Origin of the sequence: Planococcus liqunii (genome assembly GCF_030413595.1) — a bacterium.
Classification (GTDB): domain Bacteria; phylum Bacillota; class Bacilli; order Bacillales_A; family Planococcaceae; genus Planococcus; species Planococcus liqunii.
In genome coordinates this window covers 3,203,870-3,230,217 of sequence record NZ_CP129238.1, presented here as the reverse complement: position 1 = coordinate 3,230,217, position 26,348 = coordinate 3,203,870, and the positions used below count along the sequence as shown (strand labels likewise).

The following is a 26,348-nucleotide window of genomic DNA, read 5'->3' as shown; positions in this document are numbered from 1 at the left end:
TCCAATAAAAAAAGAAATTCTTTCTATTCCTTCTTGTTATAATGAAAACGAGGGGGAAGTGTTCATGATAAGAAAGAGATTTCAAGGCTGGAGCAAGCGAAAGAGAATTGTAAGGGGAACGGCCGGCATCCTCGCTTTGCTGTATATAGCGGTTATTGTGTGGCATACTTTTAAGCCTTTGCCGCCGGGCGTTTCGTTTGCAGGGGAGATGCACCAACTGGAAAATATAGAGATGCTCTACGACCTCTCATATGCCCAAGATAAGAAAGGGGCAGGACTGGAACACGAACTGGAGATTTTTGATGAGATTAATGCAGCGATTGAAGAAGCGGAAGAGTTTATCGTCGTGGATTTTTTCTTATTTGATAATTACAATGACCAGAAAATTGATTTTCCGGCCGTCTCAGAAATGCTGACGGATCATTTATTGAAGAAAAAACAAGAAAATCCGGACATGCCGATCTATTTTATAACGGATCCGTTGAATAACGGTTATGGCTCGTATGAAAGCCAGCTGCTCGCCACGCTGGAAGAGGCAGGCGTGGAAGTGGTGTACACCGATTTGGATGCGCTGCGGGATTCCACTCCGCTGTATTCGGGATTTTACCGAGTGATTTTCCAGTGGTTTGATGTCGACAGCCGTGGCTGGGTGCCCAATGGCATGTCGAGCGATGCTCCTAAATTATCGGTTGCTTCGTATATGGAAATGATGAATATCAAAGCCAATCACCGAAAAGCCTTGATTACGGAAAAAGAAGCCATCATCAGTTCGGCCAATCCGCATAATGCAAGCGGGTTTCATGGCAATATGGCATTCAAGGTCAGCGGACCCATCATCAACGACATGCTGGAAGCAGAAGAAGCCGTTGCCAAATTTTCAGGCGGACCTGCAGAGCTGCCGCGAGTGGAAGCAACAGAACAGCAGGGGGAATATGCTGCGCAATACCTGACCGAACGGCAAATATTCGATGCGCTGCTGAAAGACATCGAAAAAGCGCAAAAAGGCGACAGTATCTGGCTCGCAATGTTTTATATTGCGGAAAGCGAAGTTGTGGATGCATTGAAAGAAGCGGCTAACCGCGGAGTGGATGTACGGATGATTCTGGATCCGAACGAAAACGCCTTCGGCACAGAAAAGACCGGGCTGCCGAACCGCCCGGTGGTCAATGAAATGTATGAAGAAGCGAACGAGAATCTGAAAGTCCGCTGGTACAACACCACAAAAAGCCAATTCCACACAAAATCCATCATGATCAATACCAAAAAAGAGCGGATTATTATGGGCGGATCGGCGAATTACACGGAACGCACACTGGATAATTACAATCTGGAAAATGATATCCGGATTCTCGCGCCGCACGATAGTGAACTGTCGAAAGATATGGACGCTTATTTCAATCGCCTGTGGAATAACGAAGACGCCTTGTATACTTTGGACGTAGAAGAATACCAAGACGGCTTTTCCTTCTGGCAGCGCGGCGTTTACGGCGTACAGAAAATCCTGAAACTGACAACTTATTAATAGGGCAATAAAAAACGGCCTCTCCTGTAAAAAGGAGAGGCCGTTTCGTGTTTTCTTATATTGATTGTTTGCCGGCGTTGATCCATTCTTCAACATTCCAGACTTTTGTCGCCAAGCCTTCGTAGAATTCAGGTTCGTGGCTGACAAGGACGATGGTGCCTTTGTAGGCTTGCATCGCACGTTTTAATTCTGCTTTCGCGTCAATGTCCAAGTGGTTGGTCGGCTCATCAAAAATGAGCCAGTTGCTTTCTTCCATCATCAATTTGCATAAACGGACTTTGGCTTGTTCGCCACCGCTTAATTGCGTCATTGAACGGGAGATGTGTTCGTTTTTCAGTCCTGTCCGGGCAAGGGCGCCGCGAACCTGGCCTTGATCCAGGCTCGGATAAGCAGCCCAGATTTCATCAAGCGGTGTGTGGGCAGGCGCTTTGACTTCCTGCTCAAAATAGCTCGGAGTCAAATATTCGCCGCGCAACACATCGCCGTCCAACGGTTTGATCTTGCCAAGCATGGTTTTCAGCAAAGTCGATTTCCCGACGCCGTTCATGCCAACCAGCGCAATTTTTTCGCCGCGTTCAATCATGAACGTCAGCGGCGGAAGAAGCGGCTTGTCATAGCCAATCGTTAAAGCTTCTGCTTCCACTACATAACGGCTCGGGCTGCGCGTTTCTTTGAAGGAAAACTGCGGTTTAGCTGCGATTTCCGGTTTTTCAATGCGGTCCATACGGTCCAATTGCTTCTGGCGCGATTTTGCGCGTCCTGTTGTAGATGCCCGTGCTTTGTTTTTCGCAATGAAAGTTTCGGTTTTCTTGATCATGTCGGCTTGGCGTTCGTAAGCGTCTAAATGCTGCTTTTTCGCCAATTCTGCAAGCTCGATGAATTTTTCGTAAGTTGCAGTATAGCGGGACAGACGGGAAAATTCCAAGTGGAAAATAACGCCTGTTACGCTGCTCATAAATTCCGTATCATGCGAAATCAACAGGAACGCATGCGGATAGTTTTTCAAATAGTTGACGAGCCACTGAATATGCTCTTCATCCAGATAGTTGGTCGGCTCATCGAGCAAAAGGACTTTCGGTTTTTCCAAAAGCAATTTCGCCAGAAGCAGTTTCGTCCGCTGTCCACCGGACAAGGCTTCAACCGGGCGTTCAAGCCCGATTGCATCAAGGCCGAGGCCGCGGGCAATTTCTTCAATTTTCACATCAAGCGTGTAAAAGTCGCCGGCATCGAGTGCGTCTTGCACTTCAGCCATTTCTTCTAATAATTCTTCCAAATTGGCATCCGCGTCGCCCATTTTCATGGCGATGTTGTTCAATTCTTCCTCTTTCTTATAAAGCGGAAGAAATGCGTCCTGAAGCGTTTCGCGGATCGTCCGTCCAGGCGTCAATTGCGTATGCTGATCCAAATACCCGTAATGGGTTTTCGGCTGCCATTCCACACGGCCTGAATCGTACATGATTTTCCCAGTCAAAATGTTCATCAATGTGGATTTGCCGACGCCATTTGCTCCGACAAGGCCGACGTGTTCGCCTTCAACCAAACGGAACGACACATCATTGAAAAGCGTGCGGTCGCCGAACGTGTGGCTTAAATTCTCTACTGTTAATAAACTCATTTATAGTATTCCTCCATATTTTAAAAAGTATAAGTGCCATAGAAAAGCGGAAGCGCCTGTTCAGCTCCGACCGGCGTAAGACGATTTGGCAAAGCGGCGTATTTCCAGCCGCACAGCCAAAGTGGCTTACGACCCGAGGAGCTAGGCGCTACAGCTAGACATCAAGAAAAGCGGAAGCGCCTGTTTAGCTCCGACCGGCGTAAGACGATTTGGCAAAGCGGCGTATTTCCAGCCGCACAGCCAAAGTGGCTTACGACCCGAGGAGCTAGGCGCTGCAGCTGGACATCAAGAAAAGCGGAAGCGCCTGTTCAGCTCCGGCAAGTACTAGAATCCAGACAGTGCAAACTAATTGGGGTCTTTGAGGGATAAGAGAAAAAGGGGATGCGCAAAAAAAAATTCGCGGGCTACAGTTCCGCGAGTTTCTTGTTCAATTCCGCAAGGCGTTGTTCCATTTTCTCCAAGCGCTCTTCCGCTTGTTCTACCATCCGTGCATGTCCAGTTGTTTCGAGTTTCTCGATATCGCCTTGGTGGCGTATATAGTCACTCTTCAAATCAGCAATTTCAAATTCAATTTCCTGTCTGTTCACTAGATTCACCCTTAGATTTTTTTCCATTGTAACATAAAAACCGATTTTTTAAATCCCTGGCGGCTCAGTTCTCGCTTTTCATATCACCGGCAAACCCTCTATAATGGTCAAATGAGTCTGGGACATAGAAAAAAATTCACCAAAAGTTGTGAAAAGGAGGGTCACTGTTATCGATTCTTTATTATTTGATGTCATGCTGGTGCTGTTCCTCGGCGTCTTGTCACAATGGATTGCGTGGCGCTTGCAGTTGCCGGCGATTGTCCTCATGTCGATTGCGGGCCTTCTTGTCGGTCCGCTGCTCGGCGTCATTTCGCCATCAGAAAGTTTTGGCGACTTATTCAGCCCGCTGATTTCCTTAGCGGTAGCGATTATTTTATTTGAAGGAAGCTTGAATTTAAACTTTAAGGAAATCAAAAGCTTCAGCAAGCCGGTTTTGCGGATTGTCACATTCGGCGCTTTCATCGCCTGGATTGCCGGGTCGCTTGCTGCCCATTATCTGGCAGGATTGTCCATTGCGGTTTCGTTCGTCATCGGCGGTTTGTTTATTGTGACCGGACCGACGGTGATTCTGCCTTTATTGCGGCAGGCAAAACTGAAAGCCCGCCCTGCGGCCATTTTAAAATGGGAAGGCATCGTGGTCGATCCGTTCGGCGCTTTGCTGGCCTTATTCGCTTTTCAATTTGTGCTGTTCGCCATGGGCGAAGAATCAGCGGCGGCATTCGGCTTGTTCTTTTTAGCGGCGCTGTTTGCAGTGCTGCTCGGAATGGGCGCCGGATGGGGAATGGGGCGGATGTTCGAAAAAGGGCAGATTCCCGAATACCTTAAATCGCCAATGGTGTTTGCCTTTGTGCTATTGGTGTTCACCATCTCAGATATGGTGATGCATGAAACCGGCTTGCTGGCCGTTACGGCAATGGGCATCATGATGGCCAATATGAACATTACGTCCATCAACGAAATGCGCCATTTTAAAGAAAATATTTCTGTCCTCCTGATTTCCAGCATTTTCGTCATGCTGACCGCCTCGCTCAGTTTGGATGTGCTGATTGAAATCTTTAATGTGCGCATCATCGCCTTTGTCCTGGCGATGCTCTTTGTGGTCCGGCCACTGTCGATATGGCTTTCGACGATCGGCACCGATTTGACAGTTCAGGAAAAGACCTTGATCGGCTGGATCGCGCCGCGCGGAATCGTCGCATTGACTGTGTCCGGTTATTTCGCCACTACGCTTCTTGACGCAGGCTTTGAAGATGCGGAGCTGTTAACGGCGCTGACTTTTGCTTTAGTCTTTTCAACCGTCATAGCGCATGGCTTTTCCATCAGCTGGCTCGGCAAAAAATTAGGCCTTACCTCCTCCGTGGAACCCGGCATTTTAATTGTCGGCAGCAGCCGGTTTGCGGTCCGGCTTGGAAGAATGCTTCAAAGCATGAATAAAAACGTGTTGATCATGGACTCGGCTTGGGGCAATCTGCAGCTCGCGCGCCAGGCAGGGGTGCCGAGCTTTGCCGGCGAAATCCTGTCGGAACATACCAAGTACGAGATTGATTTGACACCGTATGAAACGATGATTGTCGCCACCGATACGGACTCGTACAATTCGTTGGTAATCAATAATTTCGTGCCGGAACTCGGGCGGACGCACTTGTTCCAGACCGCGATTCATCAAAGCGATCCAAAGGATTTCCATTCCTCGCTCAGCGGCAGAACTTTGTTCGGGGCGGAATGGAATATCCATGCACTTGAAGCAAAAGCTGAAGAAGGGTACGCCATGCGGAAAACGCAATTGACCGAACAATACACATATACGGATTTTCGGGAGAGATCCGTGGACGGCACGATTCCTTTATTCGTGGAGCGGGCGCAAGGGAAAATCGAATTCTTTGCCACGGGCATGGCGGTAGAGCCGAAAATAGGTGACACCATCGTCAGTTTTTCCCCGCCGGCCCATCAGGAAATCCGGATTCAGGAGAAATTGGAAACGAGCCGGATGAAATCCGGAATTCAGCCTTAAGAATGAAATCTTTCCCGAATAAGCGTATCGATGCGTATTTAGCAGCCTGGTTTGCTATGATAAAGACAACAAGGCTATGAGTTGTTCGCTTTATAGCCAAGCAGATACGCATTTGAGGAGGATTCGTCTTATGAAGATTTTATTAGTGGACGGCACAATTATTGGAAGAAAAACAGGAGCCATTTTGGAACAGGTGCAAACCTATATCAAAGATTTTAATCCGGATATGGAGCTTGTAATGTTAAGCCTGGCTGATTACGAGCACCAGTTTGTCGACGGCCGCCCGCTCGGCGAATACAACAAAGACATGCAGGAAATCGTCCATCGCTTTGAAAACGCGGATGGCTACATCATCGCCACACCGATTTTCCAAGGCTCGATTCCGGGCGTCCTAAAAAACACGTTTGATATGCTGCACCCGCGCACGATGCGCTACAAACCAGTATCAATCGTCGCAAACGGCGGCACTTATCAGCACCATCTCGTCATCGAAAACCAGCTGAAGCCGATTCTCGACTACTTCCGCTGCCTGGTGACACCGAACTACGTCTACACGCACACGAGCCATTTCGATGATACGAACACCATCATCAACGAAGACGTCCACGACCGCCTGCGCGAATTGGCGCGCGTTTTCGTCCAATACGCTGAAATGAGCCAGAATTTATCGAAGGAAACGATTGATAATCCTTAAATAGCAGAAGAAAAACCTCCCGCGGGAGGTTTTTTTAGTTTCTATCTGGAAATAAAATCAAGTTTTCTTATTATTGTTTCTATTAAAAGGATTTACTTTCTGGTTTCTCTTCAATACTTTCTATTTGGCTCAGAATACTTTCTAAACTAGTTATATACTTTCAAAATCTATTGAATTACTTTCTGTACCTCTATTTTTTCCTGGAATAAGATAAACGCGATCTTTATAACTGCCTTCAAACGGCATTTTGGCATCTTTCAACAATTTCGAAGTAACTGCGGGATCTTTTAAATCAATAAAATCTCGAAATTGTCGGTTAGTAATAGTAGGACCGCATAAAACACGATATTGTTCAATTGCTGTGAGGTAAGCAGCAGGGTCAGAAAAAGAACAACTTTTACATGCCCATTTTCTCCAGTAGTAATGCAGTTGTCCCTTCTGGCATTTAGGACAAAAAACTCCTCTAAAATAGTCTGGCGGCAATATTAGTTCTGGCAATTGTTTTATCGAATGAAGTTTTAAAAGCTGGACTGCTAGTTTCTTGGTCAAGGCTTTGGAAAGTATATCCTGCTGGTAGGATGCTAGCAGCTCGTCCAGCAAATGGGGCAATCCCGATGATTGAATCACAATGCGATTGCCGGCTTTCGATTGGATAACCGCAGAAGGATAGGCAAAGACAATGGCCCCGATGACCGGCAGATCTAATTTCCGCTCGGTTAAAAATTGTTCTAGCCATTTCTCGTGGCGCCGTACTTGGTCATCGGGATTTCGCATGCCGTCGATGCTGCCGTCTTTATTGGTTCGGGAGAATTGCCGCGTTTGCTGGTCGAAATGAAGTAGCCCAGAAATACTTTTGATTTCAAGAACTAAAATAAAGCGGCTGGTCACAAGTATGGTATCCATTTGATGAGTGGAGTGCTTTTTTTTAATAAATAAATCATGGATAAGATAATGGGGGATGGGAAGGGTGATTTCTTGCCAAAAGGAATCAACTCGTTGTTCACCGTGAAAACCGGCAGTAATTCGACGAAGCTTTTCTGTCCAATGGGGGAATTGGGAGTGGTTAAAGGGTATTCTTTGCAACAAACTTTCGAGTTGAAAAATTTCGGGTGGTTCGCTGCGTTTTTTGAGAATCAATAAATCAACTCCTTTGACGTTATAAGCTGAATATAGCTTAACCGAAACGTGTCAGCAAGGCATTTTAGAAATTATTTTCTATTAAAAGACTTTACTTTCGTTTAGCAGCGAAATACTTTCTTTTTGCCACCAAATACTTTCCAACCCCCACGAAAAGCCAGCCAAACCGGAAGATGTTATAATATACGCTATACGAAATGAGGGTGAATAAATTGAAATCAGTAGTACTCGCAGAAAAACCGTCCGTGGCGCGCGATATTGCACGCGTACTCGGGTGTTCACAAAAAGGCAACGGATTTTTGGAAGGCAAACAGTATATCGTCACATGGGCGCTGGGCCATTTGGTGACGCAAGCGCAGCCGGAACAATACGACAACGACTTCAAGGAATGGAAAATGGAGAATCTGCCAATCATTCCGGAACCGTTCAAGCTCGTGCCAATCAAACAGTCGATGAAACAATACAATGCCGTAAAAGCGCAATTAGCGAGAGGCGACGTCAATGAAGTCATCATTGCAACCGATGCTGGACGCGAAGGGGAACTTGTCGCGCGCTGGATCTTGGAAAAAACGAAAACGCGTAAGCCGATCAAGCGTTTGTGGATTTCGTCTGTCACCGACAAAGCGATTAAAGACGGCTTCAATAACCTGAAAGACGGCAAAGCCTACGAGAATTTATTCCAGGCAGCGGTTGCCCGTGCGGAAGCGGACTGGGTCGTCGGCATCAATGCGACGCGTGCATTGACGGTGAAATACAATGCGCAATTGTCGACCGGGCGCGTGCAGACGCCGACGCTTGCGATGATTGCCGAACGCGAACAGCAGATCCGCAATTTCCAGCCGAAGCCGTATTACGGCATGCAGGCGATTACGGACCAGGCTGCATTCACTTGGACCGACGGCAATTCGACGCAGTCGTTTGACAAAGAAAAGATCGACAAGTTGTTCAGCAAGCTGAACAACACGCATGAAGGCACCATCACCGACGTGAAAGTTACACCCAAAAAACAGCCGGCGCCGCCTTTATTCGACTTGACGGAACTTCAAAAAGAAGCCTACAAGCGCTACAGCTGGTCGGCGAAAGAAACGCTCAACACGCTGCAGGGTTTGTACGAGCGCTATAAGATTGTCACATATCCGCGGACCGATTCGAAGCATTTGACGTCCGACATGAAAGATACGCTGAAAGACCGCATTAAAGCGGTGCAGGTCGGGCCTTACCGCGCGCTTGCAGCGACGATTCTGAAAACGCCGGTCGCTCCGCAAAAAGGGACGATCGATGACAATAAAGTAAGCGATCACCATGCGATCATCCCGACGGAAGAAACGCCGCAGCTCCATAATTTGTCGGACAAAGAGCATAAATTATACGACATGATCGTCAAACGCTTCCTCGCGGTATTTTACCCGATGTATGAATACGACCAGACAATGGTGAAAATCACAGCGGGCGGAGAAACCTTCCAGACCAAAGGCAATACGATCCGCAACGATGGCTGGAAACGCGTCTACAATGACGAAGAAGAAGATGGCGATACGACATTGCCGCCGTTTGAAAAAGGGCAGAAGCTCCATATCAAAGGCATCGCGCTGACAGACGGCAAAACGAAGCCGCCGGCATTCTTCAATGAAGGAACCCTTCTCGGTGCAATGGAAAACCCGGCGCAGTTTATGGCAGGCGAATCGAAAGAATTGATCCAGACCTTAGGTGAAACCGGAGGACTTGGCACCGTGGCGACGCGCGCCGACGTCATCGACAAATTATTCAACACCTTCCTGATTGAGAAAAAAGGCAAGGACTTGACGATTACATCAAAAGGCCGCCAATTGCTTGAACTCGTGCCGGAAGATTTGAAATCGCCGAAACTGACAGCCGACTGGGAGCAGCAGCTTAATAAAATCGCCAAAGGGCAGATGAAAAAAGAGCAGTTCATGAAAGAGATGATTGCGTTCGCCCAGAAATCGGTTTCGGATATCAAGAAAAGCGACAAGAAATTCAAGCACGACAACATCACCGGCAAAACGTGCCCGGATTGCGGCAAACCGCTTCTGGAAGTCAACGGCAAACGCGGGAAGATGTACGTCTGTCAGGACCGCGAATGCGGCTATAAAAAACAAGTGGCGGTTCAGACAAATGCCCGCTGCCCGGTCTGCCACAAGCGCATGGAAATGCGCGGCGAAGGGGAAGGCAAAATGTTCGCTTGCCAATGCGGCCATCGCGAGAAGCTGTCAGCTTTTGAAAAGCGCCGCAACGCCAGCCAATCGAAGGCGAACAAAAAAGATGTCAATAAATACTTGAAGCAGCAGGACGAGGCACCGGTGAATACAGCAATGGCCGATGCATTAAAGAAATTATTGGGGCAGAACGAATAGAAAGATTCTGAAAATGGTGCTATGCTAATGGCATGCAGATGAGACAGAGGTGTAGCCCATGGCGAAAAAAATTGCGAAAACCAATGCAGCACGTATACTCGATAAAGAGAAAATAACGCACGAAGTACTGCAATATGACCCGGAAGACGGCAAAATTGACGGCATTTCAGTGGCGGCTAAAATCGGCTATCCGCCGGAAACCGTCTACAAAACCTTGGTGGCTGCCGGCAGTTCAAAACAGAATTACGTCTTTGTGATTCCGGTGGCAGACGAACTTGATTTAAAAGCTGCTGCAAAAGCGGCCGGTGAAAAAAAGATTGAAATGGTGCCGGTAAAAGACATTTTGGCATTGACCGGCTATATCCGCGGCGGCTGTTCGCCGCTGGGGATGAAGAAGTTATTTCCAACGTTTGTTGCTGAACAAGCGCAAGGCTTGGGAGACATCATCGTCTCCGCGGGAAAAATCGGCATGCAGCTTAAACTGTCGCCTGCTGACTTGGTAGAAGTGGTCCGTGGACGCTATGCCGCTATTATAGTTGAATAAGCAGGAATAAAAGCCATCCGTTCATTTGGGAATGGATGGCTTTTTATTAGTACATAACAGAAAGAAGGATGGCAATGGGGCGTGCATTTTTTTACCGCTGGCTGTTTTTTATTAGCGGCCTGATTGTTTTGGCTTTAGGATTTACGATGATCATCAAAGCAGATAAGCTTGGAATCAGCCCCTGGGATGTATTGAATGTTGGCCTCTATAAAAACTTTGGCCTGACAATCGGCACATGGGCCATTATCGTGGGTTTGGCAGTAATCGTCTCGACGATGCTGTTTACCCGGAAACTCCCTCAGATCGGTACATTCCTGAATATGCTGCTGGTGGGGATTTTCATCGACATTTTCAACTGGATGATTCCGGACATTGAAACGCTGATTGGCCAAGTTCTGATTTTCCTTGTCGGCATTACCATATCCGGTTATGGCGTCGGCCTTTATGTATCTCCAAGGATTGGCGCTGGCCCGCGTGACAGCTTGATGCTGATCCTCGTCGAAAAGACCGGTTTCAGCATAACCATCGTCCGGGCAGGAATTGAAATTACGGTCGCCTTTATCGGCTGGCTGCTCGGTGGACCGGTCGGCATTGGCACAGTCGCAGTCGCTTTGCTGACTGGCAGAATCGTTCAAGTTTCATTGCCTCAATTTGAACGGCTGCTTAAGAAAATCATTGATAAAAAAGACAATATCCCGCCCGTTCTAAAAATTTAAGGAGGCGTTTCAGAAAGTTGAAACGCCTTCTTAAATATGGTATAAATAAAACCTAGTAAGGCTATTGGTTTTATAAAATAAGCATTCAAAGGGGCAACTAGAATGGGACGCGAATTCGTAGAAATATTTGATGATTGGGTTCACACATACGACGATTCAGTATATGGAAAAGATAAAGAATACGAAGATGTTTTCGTGAAATACGATGAAATATTGCAAGCGGTAGCTGATTTAGCCGTCAGTCCGGTAGTTGAATTTGGAGTTGGCACAGGCAATCTAACGGAGAAATTGCTGTCACGCGGACTTCAAGTGACAGGCATCGAGCCGAACGAAGCCATGCGTGAAGTAACGTCAGAAAAATTGCCGGATTTAACATTAGTAGACGGGGATTTTCTTCAATTTGATGATAAAATTGAAGCGAAGACCTTTGTCAGCACCTATGCTTTCCACCATTTAACAGATGAAGAAAAAGCCCAAGCTTTCCGTTTGTACGCGGAAAAACTGCCAACCGGCGGGAAAGTGGTATTCGCTGATACGGTATTCGAGTCACTCCAAGCCAAACAGCAGAAAGTGGATTTTGAAGCATCGCGCGGATATGTTAACCTGGTGGAAGATTTGAACCGGGAATACTACACCACATTGCCGGCCATGAAAGAATTAATCGAGGCAGCAGGCTTTTCAGTTGAGTTCACCCAACTGAACGGGTATGTTTGGTTAATAGACGCGACTAAGAAAAGCGAAAGCGGCCGTTAAGATTCGGCAGGCATAAGCCAGATTGGCGAAGCGGCGCTCTTTGCCGCACAGCCGAGTTGGCTTATGTCCCGAGAATCTGGCCGGTGGAGCCTAGACAAAGAAAGGTTGAGGCGCCTGTCCAGCTCCGAAAAGCGCTGGAAGACTGGCCGGTGATGGCGCTTTTTGCCATCGCGGGACGGTCTGAAGCGACTCCAGGAGCTAGGTGCCGAAACTGGACACTAGAAAAGCGGAAGCGGCCGTTAAGATTCGAAAGGCATAAGCCAGATTGGCGAAGCGGCGCTCTTTGCCGCACAGCCAAGTTGGCTTATGTCCCGAGAATCTGGCCGATGGAGTCTGGACACTAGAAAAGCGAAAGCGGCCGCTAAGCCGGCTACTTTTGGAACATAAAAATCAACTTATAAGGAGTCGAGATTCATGAAAAAAATGAATGTAGAAAGCTTCAACCTGGACCATACGAAAGTGGTAGCACCATATGTACGTTTAGCTGGGGAAAAAACAGGATCTAACGGCGACACGATCCGCAAATACGATATCCGTTTCAAACAGCCGAACAAAGAGCATATGGATATGCCGGCGCTGCACTCGCTTGAGCACATGATGGCGGAACACAGCCGCAACCATTCAGACCAAATCGTTGATATCGGGCCAATGGGTTGCCAGACAGGGTATTACTTGTCCGTCATCAACCACGATGATTTTGAAGACATTTTGCGCATTTTGGAAAACACGTTGAACGATGTGATTGCAGCGGACGAAGTGCCGGCTTGCAACGAAGTGCAATGCGGCTGGGCAGCCAGCCATAGCTTAGAAGGCGCAAAAGAATTGGCGCGTGAAATGCTGGCGAAAAAAGATGAGTGGCGCCAAGTATTTGCCGAAGAAACTGTTTAAGGAGAATGGGCATGAAATTTGCAACCGAAATCCAACAGTTGATTGGCAATACACCTTTATTGGAATTGACGCATGTCGATATTCCGAACAATTGCCGCATCTTTGCTAAATTAGAATTTTTCAATCCAGGCGGCAGCGTGAAAGACCGCCTGGGTGTTTCTTTGATTGAGGATGCGGAACGCCGGGGAGTCTTGAAACCGGGCGGGACGATGATCGAACCGACGGCCGGCAATACCGGCATCGGCTTGGCGCTTGCAGCAATCGGCAAAGGCTACCAGGTGAAGTTTGTGGTACCGGAAAAATTCAGCCAGGAAAAACAATCCTTAATGCGCGCGCTTGGCGCTGAAGTGATCAATACACCAACTGAACTGGGCATGAAAGGCGCCATTGCGAAAGCCAATGAACTGGCCGAGCAGCAAAATGCCTTTTCACCGTCGCAATTTTCCAATCCGGCGAATCCGGATACGTATGTCCGCACGCTTGGCCCGGAACTGTGGGAAGCGCTTGATGGCAATATCGATGTCTTTGTGGCAGGAGCAGGGTCCGGCGGCACGTTTGCCGGAACATCCAAATTTCTGAAAGCCAAAAACGAAGCGATTAAAACCGTTATTGTGGAACCGGAAGGCTCAACCATCAACGGCGGCGAATCAGGGCCGCATTTGACCGAAGGCATCGGCATGGAGTTTTTGCCGGATTACATGGACCAAACGCATTTCAATTCCATCCATACGATTTTAGATAAAGAAGCGTTTGCAGCAGTTGGAGAGTTGGCGAGAAAAGAAGGATTGCTTGTTGGCAGTTCATCGGGTGCTGCATTTGTAGCCGCAATGAGAGAAGCGGAAACGGCAAAGCCCGGAAGCCATATCGTGACCGTTTTTGCTGATTCGAGCGAACGTTATATGAGCCAGAACATTTACGGAAGAACATTTTAGGAGGATCATTCATGAAACCAAAAACAAGATTAATTCATGGCGGAATTTTTGGAGACGAAGCGACTGGAGCAGTCTCCACACCGATTTATCAAGTAAGTACGTACAAGCAGGAAGCAGTCGGCAAGTTCAAAGGCTATGAATACTCCCGCACCGGGAACCCGACGCGCCACGCACTGGAAGAATTGATTGCAGACGTAGAATACGGCCATGCCGGCTTTGCATTCGGTTCAGGGATGGCAGCTATTTCTTCGGTGATGATGCTGTTTTCAGCGGGCGACCATATCATTTTGACGGACGACGTTTACGGCGGTACATACCGTGTAGTCAATAAAGTCCTAAACCGCTTCGGCCTCGAATTCACGTTTGTGGATACAGGCGACTTAGAGGCAGTAAAAGCAGCAGTCAAAGAAAACACAAAAGCGATTTTCATTGAAACACCGACAAATCCTTTATTGAAAGTAACGGATATCGAACAAGTTTCAGCTTTTGCGAAATCGAAGAATATGCTGACGATTGTCGACAACACGTTCATGACGCCTTATTTGCAAAGCCCGATCAAACTCGGCGCAGATATCGTCCTGCATAGCGCGACGAAATACATCGGCGGGCACAGTGATGTTGTAGCCGGACTCGTTGTTGTCAATTCAGCCGAATTGGCACAGGACCTTCATTTTGTTCAGAACTCTGTTGGGGCCATCTTAGGGCCGCAGGATTCATGGCTATTGATCCGCGGTTTGAAAACGCTTGGCATCCGCATGGAAGAAGCGGTTTCGAACGCTCAGAAAATCGCCGAATTCCTGGATCAGCATGAAGCAGTAAATGCCGTAATCTATCCAGGCCTGCCTACACATACCGGCCACGAATTAATGAAAAAACAGGCAGCCGGTTTTGGTGCCATGATTTCATTTGATGTGGGCAGCAAAGAAAAAGCGGATGAATTATTGGCGAAACTGAAATACTTCACGCTTGCTGAAAGCTTAGGCGCTGTAGAAAGCCTGATTTCCGTTCCGGCACAAATGACGCATGCGTCGATTCCAGTCGAACGCCGCGGTGAGCTTGGCATTCTGGAAGGCTTGGTACGTATTTCTGTTGGGATTGAAGATGTAGAAGACTTGATTGAAGACTTAACCAATGCATTGAAATAAGTTTAAAAAACCGCCTTTTTGGCGGTTTTTTTCTTTCTTCAAAACGGTATTTTATTATTAATATCAAATAATTTTATTAATTGGATATTTTTGTAGATAACATTTCCTTATATTTCGATTTTCGAAATATAACAATCGGCATATTCTTCTGAATTGTCAAACATGTTAATATCTTATTTAGTGATAAGATTCTGACAATTCATAGGAGGCAAACAACATGAAAATGAGTAAATGGGCTTCGGTCCTTTCAGCTAGTGCACTAACATTGTCCTTATTGGTACCGGCAGCAGCGGCGGCACCTGTAGAACCGGTTCCATCCGCATCCAACTGGAACACGGCAAAATACGATAACAAAATTGACATAGATCAGCAATTAAACAAGTTAACACTAGATCCTGAATTCCAAAAGGAAGCAGATAAAAAGATTAAAGCACAAGCAGATGAAGTGAATGCAGCAGCAACCGATTCGAAAGATGACAGCACGTTCACAGAAGACCATGGAACAAAGCTTTTCCTTGACCGCAACCTTGCGTTCAAAGAATTTACGCTTCGCAGCATTGGCGACAATGTTGAAATCTGGGTAGCCAAAGATTTGGCATACGGACCGAACAATCCAAAACCGGCTGATGTAGTAACGCAAGCGCAAGTTGATAAATTGCGTGATGAGTTCGACAGCAATATCTATCCGAAAGCGACTGACTTCTTCGGAACACCGGATAGTTTAGATGGTTCAAAATCACCTCTTCCAGGAATGGTAGGACTTCCTGAGAATTATTACGAAGGCTCCGACAAAGTGATCATGCTTGTCGACAACGTACAGGATGAAGGCTGGAACAATCCTTCATATCCATTCTTTGTAGCCGGCTTCTTCTGGCAGACGCTTGAAAACTACACAGACCGCAACATTATTACAATCGATACCAACTCATGGGAAACTCGTCTGGAAAGCACGTTCTTTGGAACGACTATCCATGAATTGCAGCATTTGATCCACGCGGACAATGACGGCGCGGAAGAAACATGGTTGAACGAAGGGATGTCCACATTCTCTGAATACCTTGGCGGTTATGGCCATAGCGATGGATCCATCAACTTCTACCTGGATCATCCTGAAAACTCCCTAGTCAACTGGGATGAGCACGGAACAGCAGCGACTGGCCCGGAAACCATTGCAGACTATGGCCAAGTTTACTTGTTCACACTTTATATGTACGATAAATTCGGCCAAGAATTTATCCGTGAATTGGCGGTAAATGGCGATGCCCAGGGCATGACAAGTGTCAACGAAACATTGAAGCGATACGGTTCTGACAAAACATTCACGGAAGTTTACCAGGACTTCATGACCGCGTTGACGTTGGATGATTCCAAAGTGAGCAGCGACTACAACTTCGACAGCATCAACTTGCGCGAACTTCCAGTTGGTGCTGGCGTCCGCGGCAAAACAGTCGATTTTGAAAAAGCGAAAACATTTGAAAAAGAAGGCGTTCCGGCTTGGGGCGGCGACTTTAAAGAATTTAACTTCGGCAAAGATGTCCGCGGATTGGAATTTGACGGCGTTGATTTCCTTCCATTGCAATGGGGAACAGTAGCAGATCCGAAAGGCTCCGGCGCTCAAGTATTGCACGCGAATAATGGAGACGAAGCGGATCAGGCATTGATCTTCGGCGCAACAGTTCCTGCGACGGATGCAAAACTGACGTTTGATCATTTCTACGACATTGAAGAGCAGTGGGATTTCGGAATGGTGCAAGTTTCAACAGATAACGGCCAAACATGGACATCTCTTAAGAATGAAAACACACGCAGCGATGTAGTGGAAGAAGGCTATCCGACAATTAAAGAAAATGTGCCAGGATTCACAGGCACGAATAGCGATTGGACTACGGAAACATTTGACCTTTCAGCATATGCCGGCAAAGACGTTCTGGTTTCATTCCGCAACTTAACGGACTGGGGTTCAAATAATGCAGGCTGGTTCGTGAAAAATGTGAAATTGGGCAACTTCTCGAATGCTGGAACTTCAACAGATGCGTTCCAGTCACTTGGCCAATTGAAAGGTGAATACGTCGACTTCACGACTACATTCATCCAAACGAAGAAAAACGGCCAGCAGCGCGTCTTCCATGTTGATCCATTCAATGTAACGAACAAGCAAGCGTTGGATCTTCAGCAAGTGCTCCGCGAAGGCAATGTGAAAATGATCACTTCCTACGCAGCAGCAGAAGGACAAAAGGAAGCGAAAGAATTTACTTATGAAGTAAAATACAAAACAGCTAACCCGAACAAAGGGAAAGGCAAAAATAGCAGCAATAAATAAAAGGAAAGCGGACTTCGGTCCGCTTTTTCTTTTGGGAAAAATTTGCGTTATGATAAGATGGAAAGTGAAATTGGTTGCGAAAGGAAGAGGACATTGTCAAAAAAATTGGATGCATTTTTAGAAACAAACCTGAACGAACTGAAAGAACAGGGCTTATATAACGAAGTCGATACAGTAGAAGGACCGAATGGCCCGATTATCAAAGTGCGCGGCAAAGAATTGATCAATTTGTCTTCAAACAACTATTTGGGGCTTGCGACGAACGAAGACTTGAAGCAAGTAGCCAAAGACGCTATTGATGCATACGGCGTAGGCGCCGGTGCGGTTCGTTCAATTAACGGGACGCTTGATTTGCACATCAAACTGGAAGAGAAATTGGCGGAGTTCAAAGGTACAGAAGCTGCAATTTCATACCAGTCGGGCTTTAACTGCAATATGGCCGCCATTTCTGCAGTCATGGATAAAAACGATGCAATTTTGTCCGATCAATTGAACCATGCATCGATCATAGACGGCTGCCGTTTGTCAAAAGCGAAAATCATTGCCTTCAAACACTCGGATATGGAAGACCTTCGCGCGAAAGCAAAAGAAGCGACTGAATCCGGACTGTACAATAAAGTCATGGTAATCACAGACGGCGTGTTCTCAATGGACGGCGACATTGCCAAACTTCCGGAAATCGTGGAAATCGCAAAAGAATTCGACTTGATCACTTATGTTGACGATGCGCACGGATCGGGCGTCACTGGCAAAGGGAAAGGGACTGTGAAACATTTCGGCCTTGAAAAAGAAATCGATATGCAAATGGGTACTTTGTCGAAAGCAGTCGGTGTTGTCGGCGGTTATGTAGCTGGCAAACAAAACCTGATTGACTGGCTGAGAGTCCGTTCGCGTCCTTTCTTGTTCTCGACTGCGGTAACTCCAGGCGACGTAGCAGCCATCATTTCTGCTTTGCAGATGATCATCGATTCCACAGAACTGCATGACAAGCTTTGGGATAACGGCGATTATTTGAAAAAAGGCTTGAAAGAGCTTGGATTCAATATCGGCGATTCCGAAACGCCAATCACGCCATGCATTATCGGCGATGAAAAACTGACACAGCAATTTTCGAAGCGTTTGTTTGAAGAAGGCGTTTACGCGAAATCAATCGTCTTCCCGACAGTTGCCAAAGGCACTGGACGTGTCCGCAACATGCCGACAGCGGCGCATTCAAAAGAAATGCTCGACAATGCAATCGAAGTGTACGCAAGAGTCGGAAAAGAACTCGGCGTCATCAATTAAACAGACGAAAACCCGCCATCCCGGCGGGTTTTTTTATTGGTTTGGCGGAGAATACGACCGGTAACCTGAAAAATGCGACCAGTAAAGGTTAAAATACGACCGGTAACGCGAAAAATACGACCAGTAACCGAGAAAATACGCTCGGTTAACAAAAAAAACGGATGCACGAGGCATCCGCTTTAGCTAGTTTACATCGCTTGTGCTTTGAAATAAGTTGACGCAAATACTTTCGCAGCTACGAGCATCGCTTCTTCATGAAAATCAAAGTTTTCGTGGTGATGCGGGAAGCTCAAGCGATTGTCTTTCATTTTCGCCCCGACAAAAAAGTAAGCGCCGGGTTTTACTTGGGTATAGTAAGCAAAGTCCTCAACTGGCATGACCGGACTGGTTTCGATGACATTTTCTTTACCGAGTGTTTCAATCGCAGCGCTGCGTACGATGTCCATCGCCTCAGGATCGTTCCAGAGTGCGTCATAGCCGGTTTCGATGATTACTTCCGCACTGGCGCCCATCGCACGTGCCACGTTCTCAGCAATGGCTGTTACGCGCTCTCCGGCAAGCTTGCGGAGCACCGGATCGAACACGCGGATAGTGCCTTCCATAACGGCTTCGCTTGGAATCACATTGTCCGCATCGCCGGCATGAAATTTGCCGATGGAAACGACGAGTTCCTTGAGCGGGTCGGCATTGCGGCTGACGATGGACTGTAAGGCCACCATGATATGGCTGGCTGCCAAGATCGGGTCAACGCCTGTATGAGGCTCAGCGCCATGCGTTCCGTATCCTTTGACGATTATCTTAAGGGCGTCTTCAGAGGCCTGCAAAAAGCCGTCGCGCACAAAGACGCGGCCGTTTTCCATCTTGCTTTGGATATGCGCACCGTAAACGAGGTCGACGCCATCCAGGCAGCCGTCTTCGATCATACCGCGTGCGCCGCCGGGAGACAATTCTTCGCCGAACTGGTGAATCAGCACAATGGTTCCAGGCAGTTCGTCTTTCATAGCGACCATCGCTTTGGCAAAGCCCAACAGGCCTGCGGTATGGCCGTCATGCCCGCACGCATGCATCACTCCGGGCACTGTAGATTTATAAGCTACATCTTTTTTATCATCGATTGGCAGCGCATCAAAATCCGCGCGAAAAGCGATCGTCTTGCCGGGTTTGGCGCCGCGGATCGTACCGACGACACCGCGTCCGCCTACATTGCGCCGGACTTCGACACCCATTTCTTCGAGCTGGTCCGCAATAAATGCAGGCGTCTCGACTTCCTGATGAGACAGTTCAGGGTGCATATGGAGGTGGCGTCGTATGGCCACCATTTCTTCGTAAAGCGACTCGATTTTGATCATTGCAGCTGGTTGCATAGATTTAATTCCCCTTACTTTTAGAATAAATACATTGCTACCAGTATACAGCCTGCAAAAAGAGGAAGGCAATCAATTAGGTATAAAAAAAGAGATAGAAGAATAATTATTCATCAGCCAACTAAAAAACGCTGCCCAATAAAGGCAGCGCTGCTTTAAATTACATCTGTTTTCTCGATCAAATTCAAAAATTGTTGGGTGCGTTCTTCTTTTGGATTGTTGAAAATATCTTCCGGTTTTCCGCGTTCCACAATTTTGCCGCCGTCCATAAAGAGTACTTCATCGGCAACACCTTTAGCGAAGCGCATTTCGTGCGTGACGACGACCATCGTCATGCCTTCAGAAGCAAGGTCTTTCATGACCTGCAGCACTTCGCCGACCAATTCAGGATCAAGTGCTGACGTTGGCTCATCAAACAGCATCACTTTCGGTTCCAAAGCGAGCGCCCGGGCAATGCCGACGCGCTGCTGCTGGCCGCCTGACAATTGAAACGGATAATAATCCATCTTGTCGCTGAGGCCAACTTTTGTTAAGATTGCTTCCGCTTTTTTGCGTGCCGCCGCTTTGTCTTTTTTCTGGACGATGATAGGCCCTTCCATGACGTTTTCAAGCGCCGTCATGTGAGGGAACAAATTGTAATGCTGGAATACCATGGCCGATTGTTTTCGGAAAGCTGTAATCTGGCGTTTAGAAAATGGCTTCGAAAAATCAGCAGTCTGATCGTCAATCGTAACCGATCCGGCAGTAGGGACTTCCAGGATATTCAAACATCTTAAAAAAGTGGTTTTGCCGGATCCGGAAGGGCCGATGACGACGATCGCTTGTCCTTTTTGGACGTCGACATCAATGCCTTTCAACACTTCCAAATCGCCAAACTTCTTGTGTAAATTTCTGATGGATATCATAATTCGCTCCTTACTGCAATCTTACCTTGCCTTTATTATCGGGAAACATAACGGTCAAAACGATTTTCTAGTCTGCCTTGGCCGATTGACAATAAGAAACAGACGACCCAGTATATTAAGGCTGCTTGGCCATATAACAAAAGGAATTCATAGTTTGTTGCGGCAATCTGCTGAGCGATGCGGAACATTTCCGTCACGAGAATCAGCGATGCCAGCGACGTATCTTTTACCAAACTGATAAAGGTATTGGAAAGGGGTGGGATGGACACACGTGCCGCCTGCGGCAATATGACGCGGCGAAGGGATTGGACATATGTCATGCCAATTGTATCCGCTGCTTCCCATTGGCCTTTCGGGATGGACAAAATGGACGCCCGGATCACTTCGGAAGCATAGGCTCCGACATTCAATGAAAATCCGAGAATCGCAGCCGGAAATGGATCGATGACCACTCCGATTGTCGGCAGTCCGTAAAATAGAATAAATAACTGAACAAGCAACGGCGTCCCACGGATAATCGAAACGTATACGCGGGCGATCCATTGCAGAATTTTTACTGTAGAAATACGGGCAAGTGCTGTTAATACAGCTAAAATCAGCCCAAGTACAAAAGCGATCAACGTTAAAGGAATCGTATACTGGACCAGCCCTTCCAGCAACGGCAGCCAGGCGGATTGGGAAATGTCCGAAAGACGCTCCAGCCTAACCGGATCAGAGAAAATATTATTCAAGTACATTTTCGCCGAACCATTTTTCAGAGATTTTGTCGTATGTGCCGTCTTCAATCATTTCAGCTAGGGCTGTGTTTGCTTCTTCAACAATAGCACCGCTGCCTTTACGGAATAACAATGCACTTTTCGCAACATCTGAAGCTTCGTCCACGATTTCAATATTGGCATCCGGACGCTGTTTCAAAAAGTCCAGAACGGTTAAATTGTCATTTACAGTTGCATCAACGCGCCCCGAATTCAATAATTCAATGGCTTGGTTAAAACCTTCGACGCCTTCGATTTCAGCACCGAACGAACGGGCAGTTTCAGCATAGTTGCTTGTTAGGGACTGGGCAGAGAGTTTTCCTTCAAGGTCTTCAAAGCTTTTAATTTCTTCATTGCCTTTTGCCACTACCAATACGGCAGTAGAAGAAATATACGGATCCGAAAATTCATAGCTTTCTTCACGTTCAGGGTTAATGCCGACTTGGTTGGCTACCATATCAAAGCGGCCCGAATCCAGTCCTGCAAACATGGCATCCCATTGCGTTTCCAAAAATTCAACTTCAACGCCAAGGCGTTTGCCGACTTCCTGTGCAATTTCAACATCAAAACCGGTCAACTTTCCGGAGTCGTCATGGAAAGTGAAAGGAGGATATGTTCCTTCCGTACCGACAACCAATTTGCCTTCTTCTTTCACTTTAGCCAAAACATCTTCTTCTGTACCGCCCGATCCTGTTGCGTCGTCTGTTGTTGGATCTTCTTCTGTCGAGCCGCCTCCGCATGCTGCCAAAATGATTGCAGCAAACAGGAGCACTAACAATAAACTAAATTTCTTCATCATAAATCCCCTCTATTTCTTATATATTTTATTAGTTAAGCTATTGGAGTTCTAATGCGTACAAGTTCATGTCGCTTTTTATACCCTTTTTTTTATAAATAGAAACTATGAAAACAAAACACAGCGGAATACTTGGTTTACGGGGCGAAAAAAGCGCATCAGAAATGCAAAAGCTCAGCTATTCACGAACTGTCTCATTATAGCACCAAGAATCTGGCCATACAAATGAACAGTTTGGCATATTTCTTGGAGTAGAATCGGAAAAATATTGTTTTTTTAAAGAGAACAATTTATAATGACTACAAGATAAAGCTTACTAAGACAACGAATTTATAAATTATTTTGTGTTTTTGCAGAGGACAATTGTTTTGGTTGAGAGGAGACTATTAAAATGAAGCGTATTATGATTACAGGGGCACTAGGACAAATTGGATCAGAATTGGTGGAGAAATTGCGGAATATCTACGGACAGGACAATGTCTTGGCTACCGATATCCGCGCTGCACAGGATGCGAAGGGGCCGTTTGAATTGCTGGATGTGACAGATGCACAAAGAATGCATGATTTAGCGAAAGATTTCGGAGCCGACACGATGATGCACATGGCAGCTTTATTGTCTGCCACAGCGGAAGAAAAACCATTGCTTGCCTGGAATTTGAATATGGGCGGCTTGGTGAACGCGCTGGAAGCTTCAAGAGAACTCGATATGCAATTTTTTACGCCAAGTTCCATCGGGGCATTCGGGCCTTCTACACCGAAAAAGAACACGCCGCAAGACACGCTTCAGCGACCGACGACGATGTACGGCGTCAACAAAGTTGCCGGAGAGCTGCTGTGCGATTATTACTTCCAAAAATTCGGCCTGGATACCCGAGGCGTCCGTTTCCCGGGGTTGATTTCCTATGTGGCACAGCCGGGCGGCGGAACGACCGATTATGCAGTGGACATCTATTACAAAGCGATTGAACAGAAGAGCTATACGTCGTACATCGCAAAAGGCACCTACATGGATATGATGTACATGCCGGATGCGCTTCAGTCGATTGTTGACTTGATGGAAGCAGATCCATCAAAACTGGAGCACCGCAATGCGTTTAACGTAACGGCCATGAGTTTTGAGCCGGATGAAATTGCAGCTTCTATCCGCAAGCACATTCCGGACTTTCAAATGTCTTACGACGTAGACCCGATCAGACAAGGAATTGCCGACAGCTGGCCGGACAGCATTGATGCATCCGCAGCCGAAAAGGAATGGGGCTTTAAAGCTGCCTACGACCTCGATTCCATGACTGCTGACATGCTGGAAAAACTAAAAAAAAAATTAGTGACCATTTAATCAAAGAAGGGGAAACGATGTGATCATCGTTTCCTTTTTTTGATAGGATACGCAATGAAAAAAAGGCCATTCGCATTTCGCGAATGGCCTTTCAGCTTGGTTTAAAATAACAGATGTCCAATGCCGGCAACAATCGGCAAAGCGATAATTGTGCGAAGCAGGAAAATGACAATCAGGTCTAAGATGTTGACGGGAATTCTCGAGCCGAGCAGCAAGCCGCCGACTTCTGACATGTAAATGAGTTGCGTAACCGACATCGTAGCAACGACGAATAGTGTCAATTCGGATTCGATCATGCCATCAGCAAGTATGACCGGCAAGAACATATCAGCAAATCCGACAACCATCAGCTGTGCTGCTTCTGCTGCTTCGGGAATACCCAGCAACATTAAATAAGGTTCGAATGGTTTTCCAAGAATAGTAAAAATAGGTGTATAGGTAGCCAGCATTAATGCGATCGTACCGAACGCCATAACAACTGGTGCTACACCGATCCACATATCCAAAACGTTTTTAAAGCCGTCCTTGAAGAATTCAGCTACTGATTTGTTTTCATCAGCTTTTGACAAGGCATTTTCAACGCCGTGAGAAACAACATTGTATCCTTCCGGCACTTCTTCAGACATCGATTCCTGCGGCTTGCCGTTCATGAACGTTGTCGGCTTTTGGGCCAAGGGGAAAATACGCGGCATGATAAGCGCAAGCACAAGGCTCGCTAAAATAACGGTTCCGTAATACGGCAGGAAATATTCCCCAAGTCCGACCCGCTGAATAACAACAATGGCAAACGTAATCGAAACAACCGAAAAAGTGGTCCCGATTATCGCAGCTTCGCGCTGCGTATATTTATTTTGAATATATTGCGTGTTGGTTAAAAGAACTCCAATTGTTCCATCGCCAACAAATGACGCAAGCGCATCAACTGATGAGCGCCCAGGCAAGCGAAACAGCGGGCGCATGATTTTTACCATCATCGTTCCAAATAACTCCAAAAGACCGAAATTCATTAAGAGCGGCAAGAATAAGCCAGCAAATAAGAAAATGGTAAAGAGGAAGGACAGCAATCCGTCAGGAGATAGCAGGAGACCGCCTGTATCGGCACTCCAAACCGCTTCCGGCCCCACTTGGAATAAAACCATGACTGCAAAAACGGCGCCAACGATTCGGACGATTGTCCAGAATAAATTAACATTGAATAATCTATCGAAAAATGAGACCTTATGTCCTTCTTTCACTTTGCGGGTGATCACGACAAGCGAGCCGACAGCCGCAATTATTAAAATGACTAACATAATCCACGGTGCAATAGGTTCAATAAACCCAGCTACCCAATTCGCTAGCAAAGCGATTGGCACAACCCATCCTTCTTCTGTTGGTACCGGCACGATGAATAAAAACACGCCCAGAATAGACGGGATCAAAAACAATAGCCAGGTCGAAACTGTAAACTTTTTCACAAATAAACCCCTTTTCCTTGTGCATGAAAACACGTGATGAATAGTAATTATACAGCATTTTTCTCCCCTGAAAATGCTTACAACCAAAGTTTATATTATCTGAAAACCGCACAAAAAAACACCCCTATTCTCAAAAAGAAAATAGGGGTGGTTGGGCTTAGAAAGATTCTTCGAAATCCTGGTCCCAGCGGTAATTGTAAAACCGTTCTTTTGTCAGCCAGTTTTCCGTTTCGGTGTCGCCTTGCGCCAGTTTATGTTCCATTTCTTCAAGCATCCAGGCGGTTTGGGAAATGTGGGCTTTCATGGCACCCATTTTCTGATCGCGCACCGGTGAAATGTCGTATATGACATCCGGATTTCCGAGAACATCCAGTGTATTATTGGCAAACGCCACACAATGCAATTTCGGGCGGTCTTCCATGCGGCGGACAGCACGCACTACGGCACGGGCTGTTGCTTCGTGGTCCGGATGCACCGAAAGATTCGGATAAAAAGTGATGATCAAAGAAGGATTCAATTCCGTAATCAAATCAGCCATCATGCCAACCATCTTTTCATCGTCTTCAAATTCCACCGTTTTATCGCGCAAGCCCATCATCCGCAAGTCGGTAAGGCCCATGGCTTCAGCCGAAGCGATCAATTCTTTTTTGCGGATCTGCGGCAGCGATTCGCGGGTAGCGAACGGCGGATTGCCAAGATTGCGTCCCATTTCGCCGAGTGTCAGGCACGCGTATGTAACGGGTGTCCCATGTTTGATATGCGTAGAAATTGTTCCTGAAACGCCGAATGCTTCATCGTCCGGGTGAGGGAAGACGACGAGTACATGCCGTTCTTTTGGAATTGTCATCGTTTGTTCCCTCCTTAATAACTGAACGGTGTTTCGCTGATTTGCAGCGCTACCGCCAATTTTCCTGATCCGTCATGTCCTGCAAGCAAGAGCCGGCCTTGCTCATCGAGTTCGTAATGGGTAATTCCCTGGGCGTAAACCCAGCCATGCGGCAACTTCAAGCCGACGCGGTGCGGGCTTTCACCGACCACTTTCCCCAATTCGTAATTGATCACGACATTGCGGATAAAAGCCCCGGCGTTGAAAAATCCTTCATTGAAATGGGTGGCATATGAGCCATTGGTTGTTTCCAAGTGCAGGTAAACGTCTCTGTTTGCGAAAGCATCCAGCTCCACTTGCAGTTTTTTAACTTCTACTAATTCCATTTT

23 protein-coding genes are annotated in these 26,348 nt (G+C 46.9%); 13 read left to right on the top strand and 10 right to left on the bottom strand.

Annotation, left to right across the window (positions count from 1 at the left end):
* The first annotated feature begins 64 nt into the window (after window positions 1-64).
* Entirely contained in the window at window positions 65-1,522 is a 1,458-nt protein-coding gene (locus QWY22_RS15955) for a phospholipase D family protein (RefSeq protein ID WP_300981808.1), read from the top strand.
* Window positions 1,523-1,577: 55 nt separating this feature from the next.
* Here QWY22_RS15955 and QWY22_RS15950 read toward each other — a convergent pair whose 3' ends face one another.
* Together QWY22_RS15950 and QWY22_RS15945 are read right to left on the bottom strand one after the other, a co-directional pair.
* A complete protein-coding gene (locus QWY22_RS15950; RefSeq protein ID WP_300981807.1) occupies window positions 1,578-3,137 on the bottom strand; it encodes an ABC-F family ATP-binding cassette domain-containing protein in 1,560 nt (519 codons plus the stop codon).
* A 404-nt stretch (window positions 3,138-3,541) separates the two neighbouring features.
* Window positions 3,542-3,751 carry an SE1832 family protein gene (locus tag QWY22_RS15945; protein ID WP_051413680.1) on the bottom strand — a complete coding sequence of 70 codons (210 nt, stop codon included), beginning with the start codon at window positions 3,749-3,751 and terminating at the stop codon, window positions 3,542-3,544.
* Window positions 3,752-3,917: 166 nt separating this feature from the next.
* Between QWY22_RS15945 and QWY22_RS15940 the strand changes: the two genes are divergently transcribed.
* Both QWY22_RS15940 and QWY22_RS15935 read left to right on the top strand, forming a co-directional pair.
* Window positions 3,918-5,735: a cation:proton antiporter gene (locus tag QWY22_RS15940; protein ID WP_300984411.1), complete on the top strand. Its 1,818-nt coding sequence runs from the start codon at window positions 3,918-3,920 to the stop codon at window positions 5,733-5,735.
* Between the two features lie 130 nt (window positions 5,736-5,865).
* Entirely contained in the window at window positions 5,866-6,429 is a 564-nt protein-coding gene (locus QWY22_RS15935; protein WP_300981805.1) for an NADPH-dependent FMN reductase, read from the top strand.
* A 150-nt stretch (window positions 6,430-6,579) separates the two neighbouring features.
* Here QWY22_RS15935 and QWY22_RS15930 read toward each other — a convergent pair whose 3' ends face one another.
* Entirely contained in the window at window positions 6,580-7,566 is a 987-nt protein-coding gene (locus QWY22_RS15930; RefSeq protein ID WP_300981803.1) for a nuclease-related domain-containing protein, read from the bottom strand.
* 197 nt (window positions 7,567-7,763) lie between these two features.
* Between QWY22_RS15930 and QWY22_RS15925 the strand changes: the two genes are divergently transcribed.
* From QWY22_RS15925 to QWY22_RS15885, 9 genes are all read left to right on the top strand, one after another.
* A complete protein-coding gene (locus tag QWY22_RS15925; protein ID WP_300981801.1) occupies window positions 7,764-9,938 on the top strand; it encodes a DNA topoisomerase III in 2,175 nt (724 codons plus the stop codon).
* A gap of 58 nt (window positions 9,939-9,996) precedes the next feature.
* Entirely contained in the window at window positions 9,997-10,482 is a 486-nt protein-coding gene (gene ybaK, locus QWY22_RS15920) for a Cys-tRNA(Pro) deacylase (protein ID WP_300981800.1), read from the top strand.
* Window positions 10,483-10,556: 74 nt separating this feature from the next.
* Window positions 10,557-11,198: a YczE/YyaS/YitT family protein gene (locus QWY22_RS15915; protein ID WP_300981798.1), complete on the top strand. Its 642-nt coding sequence runs from the start codon at window positions 10,557-10,559 to the stop codon at window positions 11,196-11,198.
* A gap of 102 nt (window positions 11,199-11,300) precedes the next feature.
* The gene (locus tag QWY22_RS15910; RefSeq protein WP_300981797.1) at window positions 11,301-11,951 is read left to right on the top strand and encodes a class I SAM-dependent DNA methyltransferase; all 651 of its coding nucleotides are present in this window, start codon (window positions 11,301-11,303) and stop codon (window positions 11,949-11,951) included.
* Window positions 11,952-12,365: 414 nt separating this feature from the next.
* Window positions 12,366-12,839 (top strand): S-ribosylhomocysteine lyase, encoded by a 474-nt coding sequence (locus QWY22_RS15905; protein ID WP_300981795.1) that lies wholly within the window; start codon window positions 12,366-12,368, stop codon window positions 12,837-12,839.
* An 11-nt stretch (window positions 12,840-12,850) separates the two neighbouring features.
* The gene (locus QWY22_RS15900; protein ID WP_300981794.1) at window positions 12,851-13,771 is read left to right on the top strand and encodes a PLP-dependent cysteine synthase family protein; all 921 of its coding nucleotides are present in this window, start codon (window positions 12,851-12,853) and stop codon (window positions 13,769-13,771) included.
* 11 nt (window positions 13,772-13,782) lie between these two features.
* On the top strand, window positions 13,783-14,916 hold the full coding sequence (locus QWY22_RS15895) for a bifunctional cystathionine gamma-lyase/homocysteine desulfhydrase (RefSeq protein ID WP_300981793.1): 1,134 nt from the start codon (window positions 13,783-13,785) through the stop codon (window positions 14,914-14,916).
* 217 nt (window positions 14,917-15,133) lie between these two features.
* Window positions 15,134-17,236, top strand: coding sequence for a M6 family metallopeptidase (locus tag QWY22_RS15890; RefSeq protein ID WP_300981792.1), 2,103 nt, complete (start codon window positions 15,134-15,136; stop codon window positions 17,234-17,236).
* Between the two features lie 93 nt (window positions 17,237-17,329).
* Window positions 17,330-18,520 (top strand): glycine C-acetyltransferase, encoded by a 1,191-nt coding sequence (locus QWY22_RS15885; RefSeq protein WP_224076710.1) that lies wholly within the window; start codon window positions 17,330-17,332, stop codon window positions 18,518-18,520.
* A 188-nt stretch (window positions 18,521-18,708) separates the two neighbouring features.
* Here the strand turns inward: QWY22_RS15885 and QWY22_RS15880 are convergent, their stop codons facing one another.
* The 4 genes from QWY22_RS15880 to QWY22_RS15865 all read right to left on the bottom strand — a co-directional run bounded on the left by QWY22_RS15880 (window position 18,709) and on the right by QWY22_RS15865 (window position 22,340).
* Window positions 18,709-19,884 (bottom strand): M20 metallopeptidase family protein, encoded by a 1,176-nt coding sequence (locus tag QWY22_RS15880; protein WP_300981791.1) that lies wholly within the window; start codon window positions 19,882-19,884, stop codon window positions 18,709-18,711.
* 155 nt (window positions 19,885-20,039) lie between these two features.
* Entirely contained in the window at window positions 20,040-20,789 is a 750-nt protein-coding gene (locus QWY22_RS15875) for an amino acid ABC transporter ATP-binding protein (RefSeq protein ID WP_074511666.1), read from the bottom strand.
* A 35-nt stretch (window positions 20,790-20,824) separates the two neighbouring features.
* Complete coding sequence (locus tag QWY22_RS15870; RefSeq protein ID WP_300981790.1) at window positions 20,825-21,526, bottom strand: amino acid ABC transporter permease; 702 nt, start codon at window positions 21,524-21,526, stop codon at window positions 20,825-20,827.
* The gene (locus tag QWY22_RS15865) at window positions 21,513-22,340 is read right to left on the bottom strand and encodes an amino acid ABC transporter substrate-binding protein (protein ID WP_300981789.1); all 828 of its coding nucleotides are present in this window, start codon (window positions 22,338-22,340) and stop codon (window positions 21,513-21,515) included. The genes QWY22_RS15870 and QWY22_RS15865 overlap by 14 nt, the downstream gene beginning before the upstream one ends.
* Window positions 22,341-22,731: 391 nt before the next feature.
* Here QWY22_RS15865 and QWY22_RS15860 point away from each other — a divergent pair, with 391 nt between their 5' ends.
* The gene (locus tag QWY22_RS15860) at window positions 22,732-23,676 is read left to right on the top strand and encodes an L-threonine 3-dehydrogenase (RefSeq protein WP_300981788.1); all 945 of its coding nucleotides are present in this window, start codon (window positions 22,732-22,734) and stop codon (window positions 23,674-23,676) included.
* Window positions 23,677-23,777: 101 nt separating this feature from the next.
* Here the strand turns inward: QWY22_RS15860 and QWY22_RS15855 are convergent, their stop codons facing one another.
* From QWY22_RS15855 to QWY22_RS15845, 3 genes are all read right to left on the bottom strand, one after another.
* Entirely contained in the window at window positions 23,778-25,133 is a 1,356-nt protein-coding gene (locus tag QWY22_RS15855; RefSeq protein WP_300981787.1) for a YjiH family protein, read from the bottom strand.
* A gap of 157 nt (window positions 25,134-25,290) precedes the next feature.
* On the bottom strand, window positions 25,291-25,980 hold the full coding sequence (bshB2, locus tag QWY22_RS15850; RefSeq protein WP_300981785.1) for a bacillithiol biosynthesis deacetylase BshB2: 690 nt from the start codon (window positions 25,978-25,980) through the stop codon (window positions 25,291-25,293).
* Between the two features lie 14 nt (window positions 25,981-25,994).
* Window positions 25,995-26,345, bottom strand: a complete 351-nt coding sequence (locus QWY22_RS15845) for a YojF family protein (RefSeq protein ID WP_036802957.1) — start codon at window positions 26,343-26,345, stop codon at window positions 25,995-25,997.
* Window positions 26,346-26,348 lie beyond the last annotated feature (3 nt).

Bases quoted from the DNA above. Each gene is read 5' to 3' on its own strand.
- QWY22_RS15875 (WP_074511666.1), bottom strand. From the start codon at position 20,789: ATGATATCCATCAGAAATTTACACAAGAAGTTTGGCGATTTGGAAGTG.
- QWY22_RS15905 (WP_300981795.1), top strand. From the start codon at position 12,366: ATGAAAAAAATGAATGTAGAAAGCTTCAACCTGGACCATACGAAAGTG.
- QWY22_RS15865 (WP_300981789.1), bottom strand. From the start codon at position 22,340: ATGAAGAAATTTAGTTTATTGTTAGTGCTCCTGTTTGCTGCAATCATT.
- QWY22_RS15910 (WP_300981797.1), top strand. From the start codon at position 11,301: ATGGGACGCGAATTCGTAGAAATATTTGATGATTGGGTTCACACATAC.
- QWY22_RS15895 (WP_300981793.1), top strand. From the start codon at position 13,783: ATGAAACCAAAAACAAGATTAATTCATGGCGGAATTTTTGGAGACGAA.
- QWY22_RS15915 (WP_300981798.1), top strand. From the start codon at position 10,557: ATGGGGCGTGCATTTTTTTACCGCTGGCTGTTTTTTATTAGCGGCCTG.
- QWY22_RS15925 (WP_300981801.1), top strand. From the start codon at position 7,764: ATGAGGGTGAATAAATTGAAATCAGTAGTACTCGCAGAAAAACCGTCC.
- QWY22_RS15845 (WP_036802957.1), bottom strand. From the start codon at position 26,345: ATGGAATTAGTAGAAGTTAAAAAACTGCAAGTGGAGCTGGATGCTTTC.
- bshB2 (WP_300981785.1), bottom strand. From the start codon at position 25,980: ATGACAATTCCAAAAGAACGGCATGTACTCGTCGTCTTCCCTCACCCG.
- QWY22_RS15935 (WP_300981805.1), top strand. From the start codon at position 5,866: ATGAAGATTTTATTAGTGGACGGCACAATTATTGGAAGAAAAACAGGA.
- QWY22_RS15860 (WP_300981788.1), top strand. From the start codon at position 22,732: ATGAAGCGTATTATGATTACAGGGGCACTAGGACAAATTGGATCAGAA.
- ybaK (WP_300981800.1), top strand. From the start codon at position 9,997: ATGGCGAAAAAAATTGCGAAAACCAATGCAGCACGTATACTCGATAAA.
- QWY22_RS15870 (WP_300981790.1), bottom strand. From the start codon at position 21,526: ATGTACTTGAATAATATTTTCTCTGATCCGGTTAGGCTGGAGCGTCTT.
- QWY22_RS15890 (WP_300981792.1), top strand. From the start codon at position 15,134: ATGAAAATGAGTAAATGGGCTTCGGTCCTTTCAGCTAGTGCACTAACA.
- QWY22_RS15940 (WP_300984411.1), top strand. From the start codon at position 3,918: ATGCTGGTGCTGTTCCTCGGCGTCTTGTCACAATGGATTGCGTGGCGC.
- QWY22_RS15945 (WP_051413680.1), bottom strand. From the start codon at position 3,751: ATGGAAAAAAATCTAAGGGTGAATCTAGTGAACAGACAGGAAATTGAA.
- QWY22_RS15900 (WP_300981794.1), top strand. From the start codon at position 12,851: ATGAAATTTGCAACCGAAATCCAACAGTTGATTGGCAATACACCTTTA.
- QWY22_RS15955 (WP_300981808.1), top strand. From the start codon at position 65: ATGATAAGAAAGAGATTTCAAGGCTGGAGCAAGCGAAAGAGAATTGTA.
- QWY22_RS15950 (WP_300981807.1), bottom strand. From the start codon at position 3,137: ATGAGTTTATTAACAGTAGAGAATTTAAGCCACACGTTCGGCGACCGC.
- QWY22_RS15880 (WP_300981791.1), bottom strand. From the start codon at position 19,884: ATGCAACCAGCTGCAATGATCAAAATCGAGTCGCTTTACGAAGAAATG.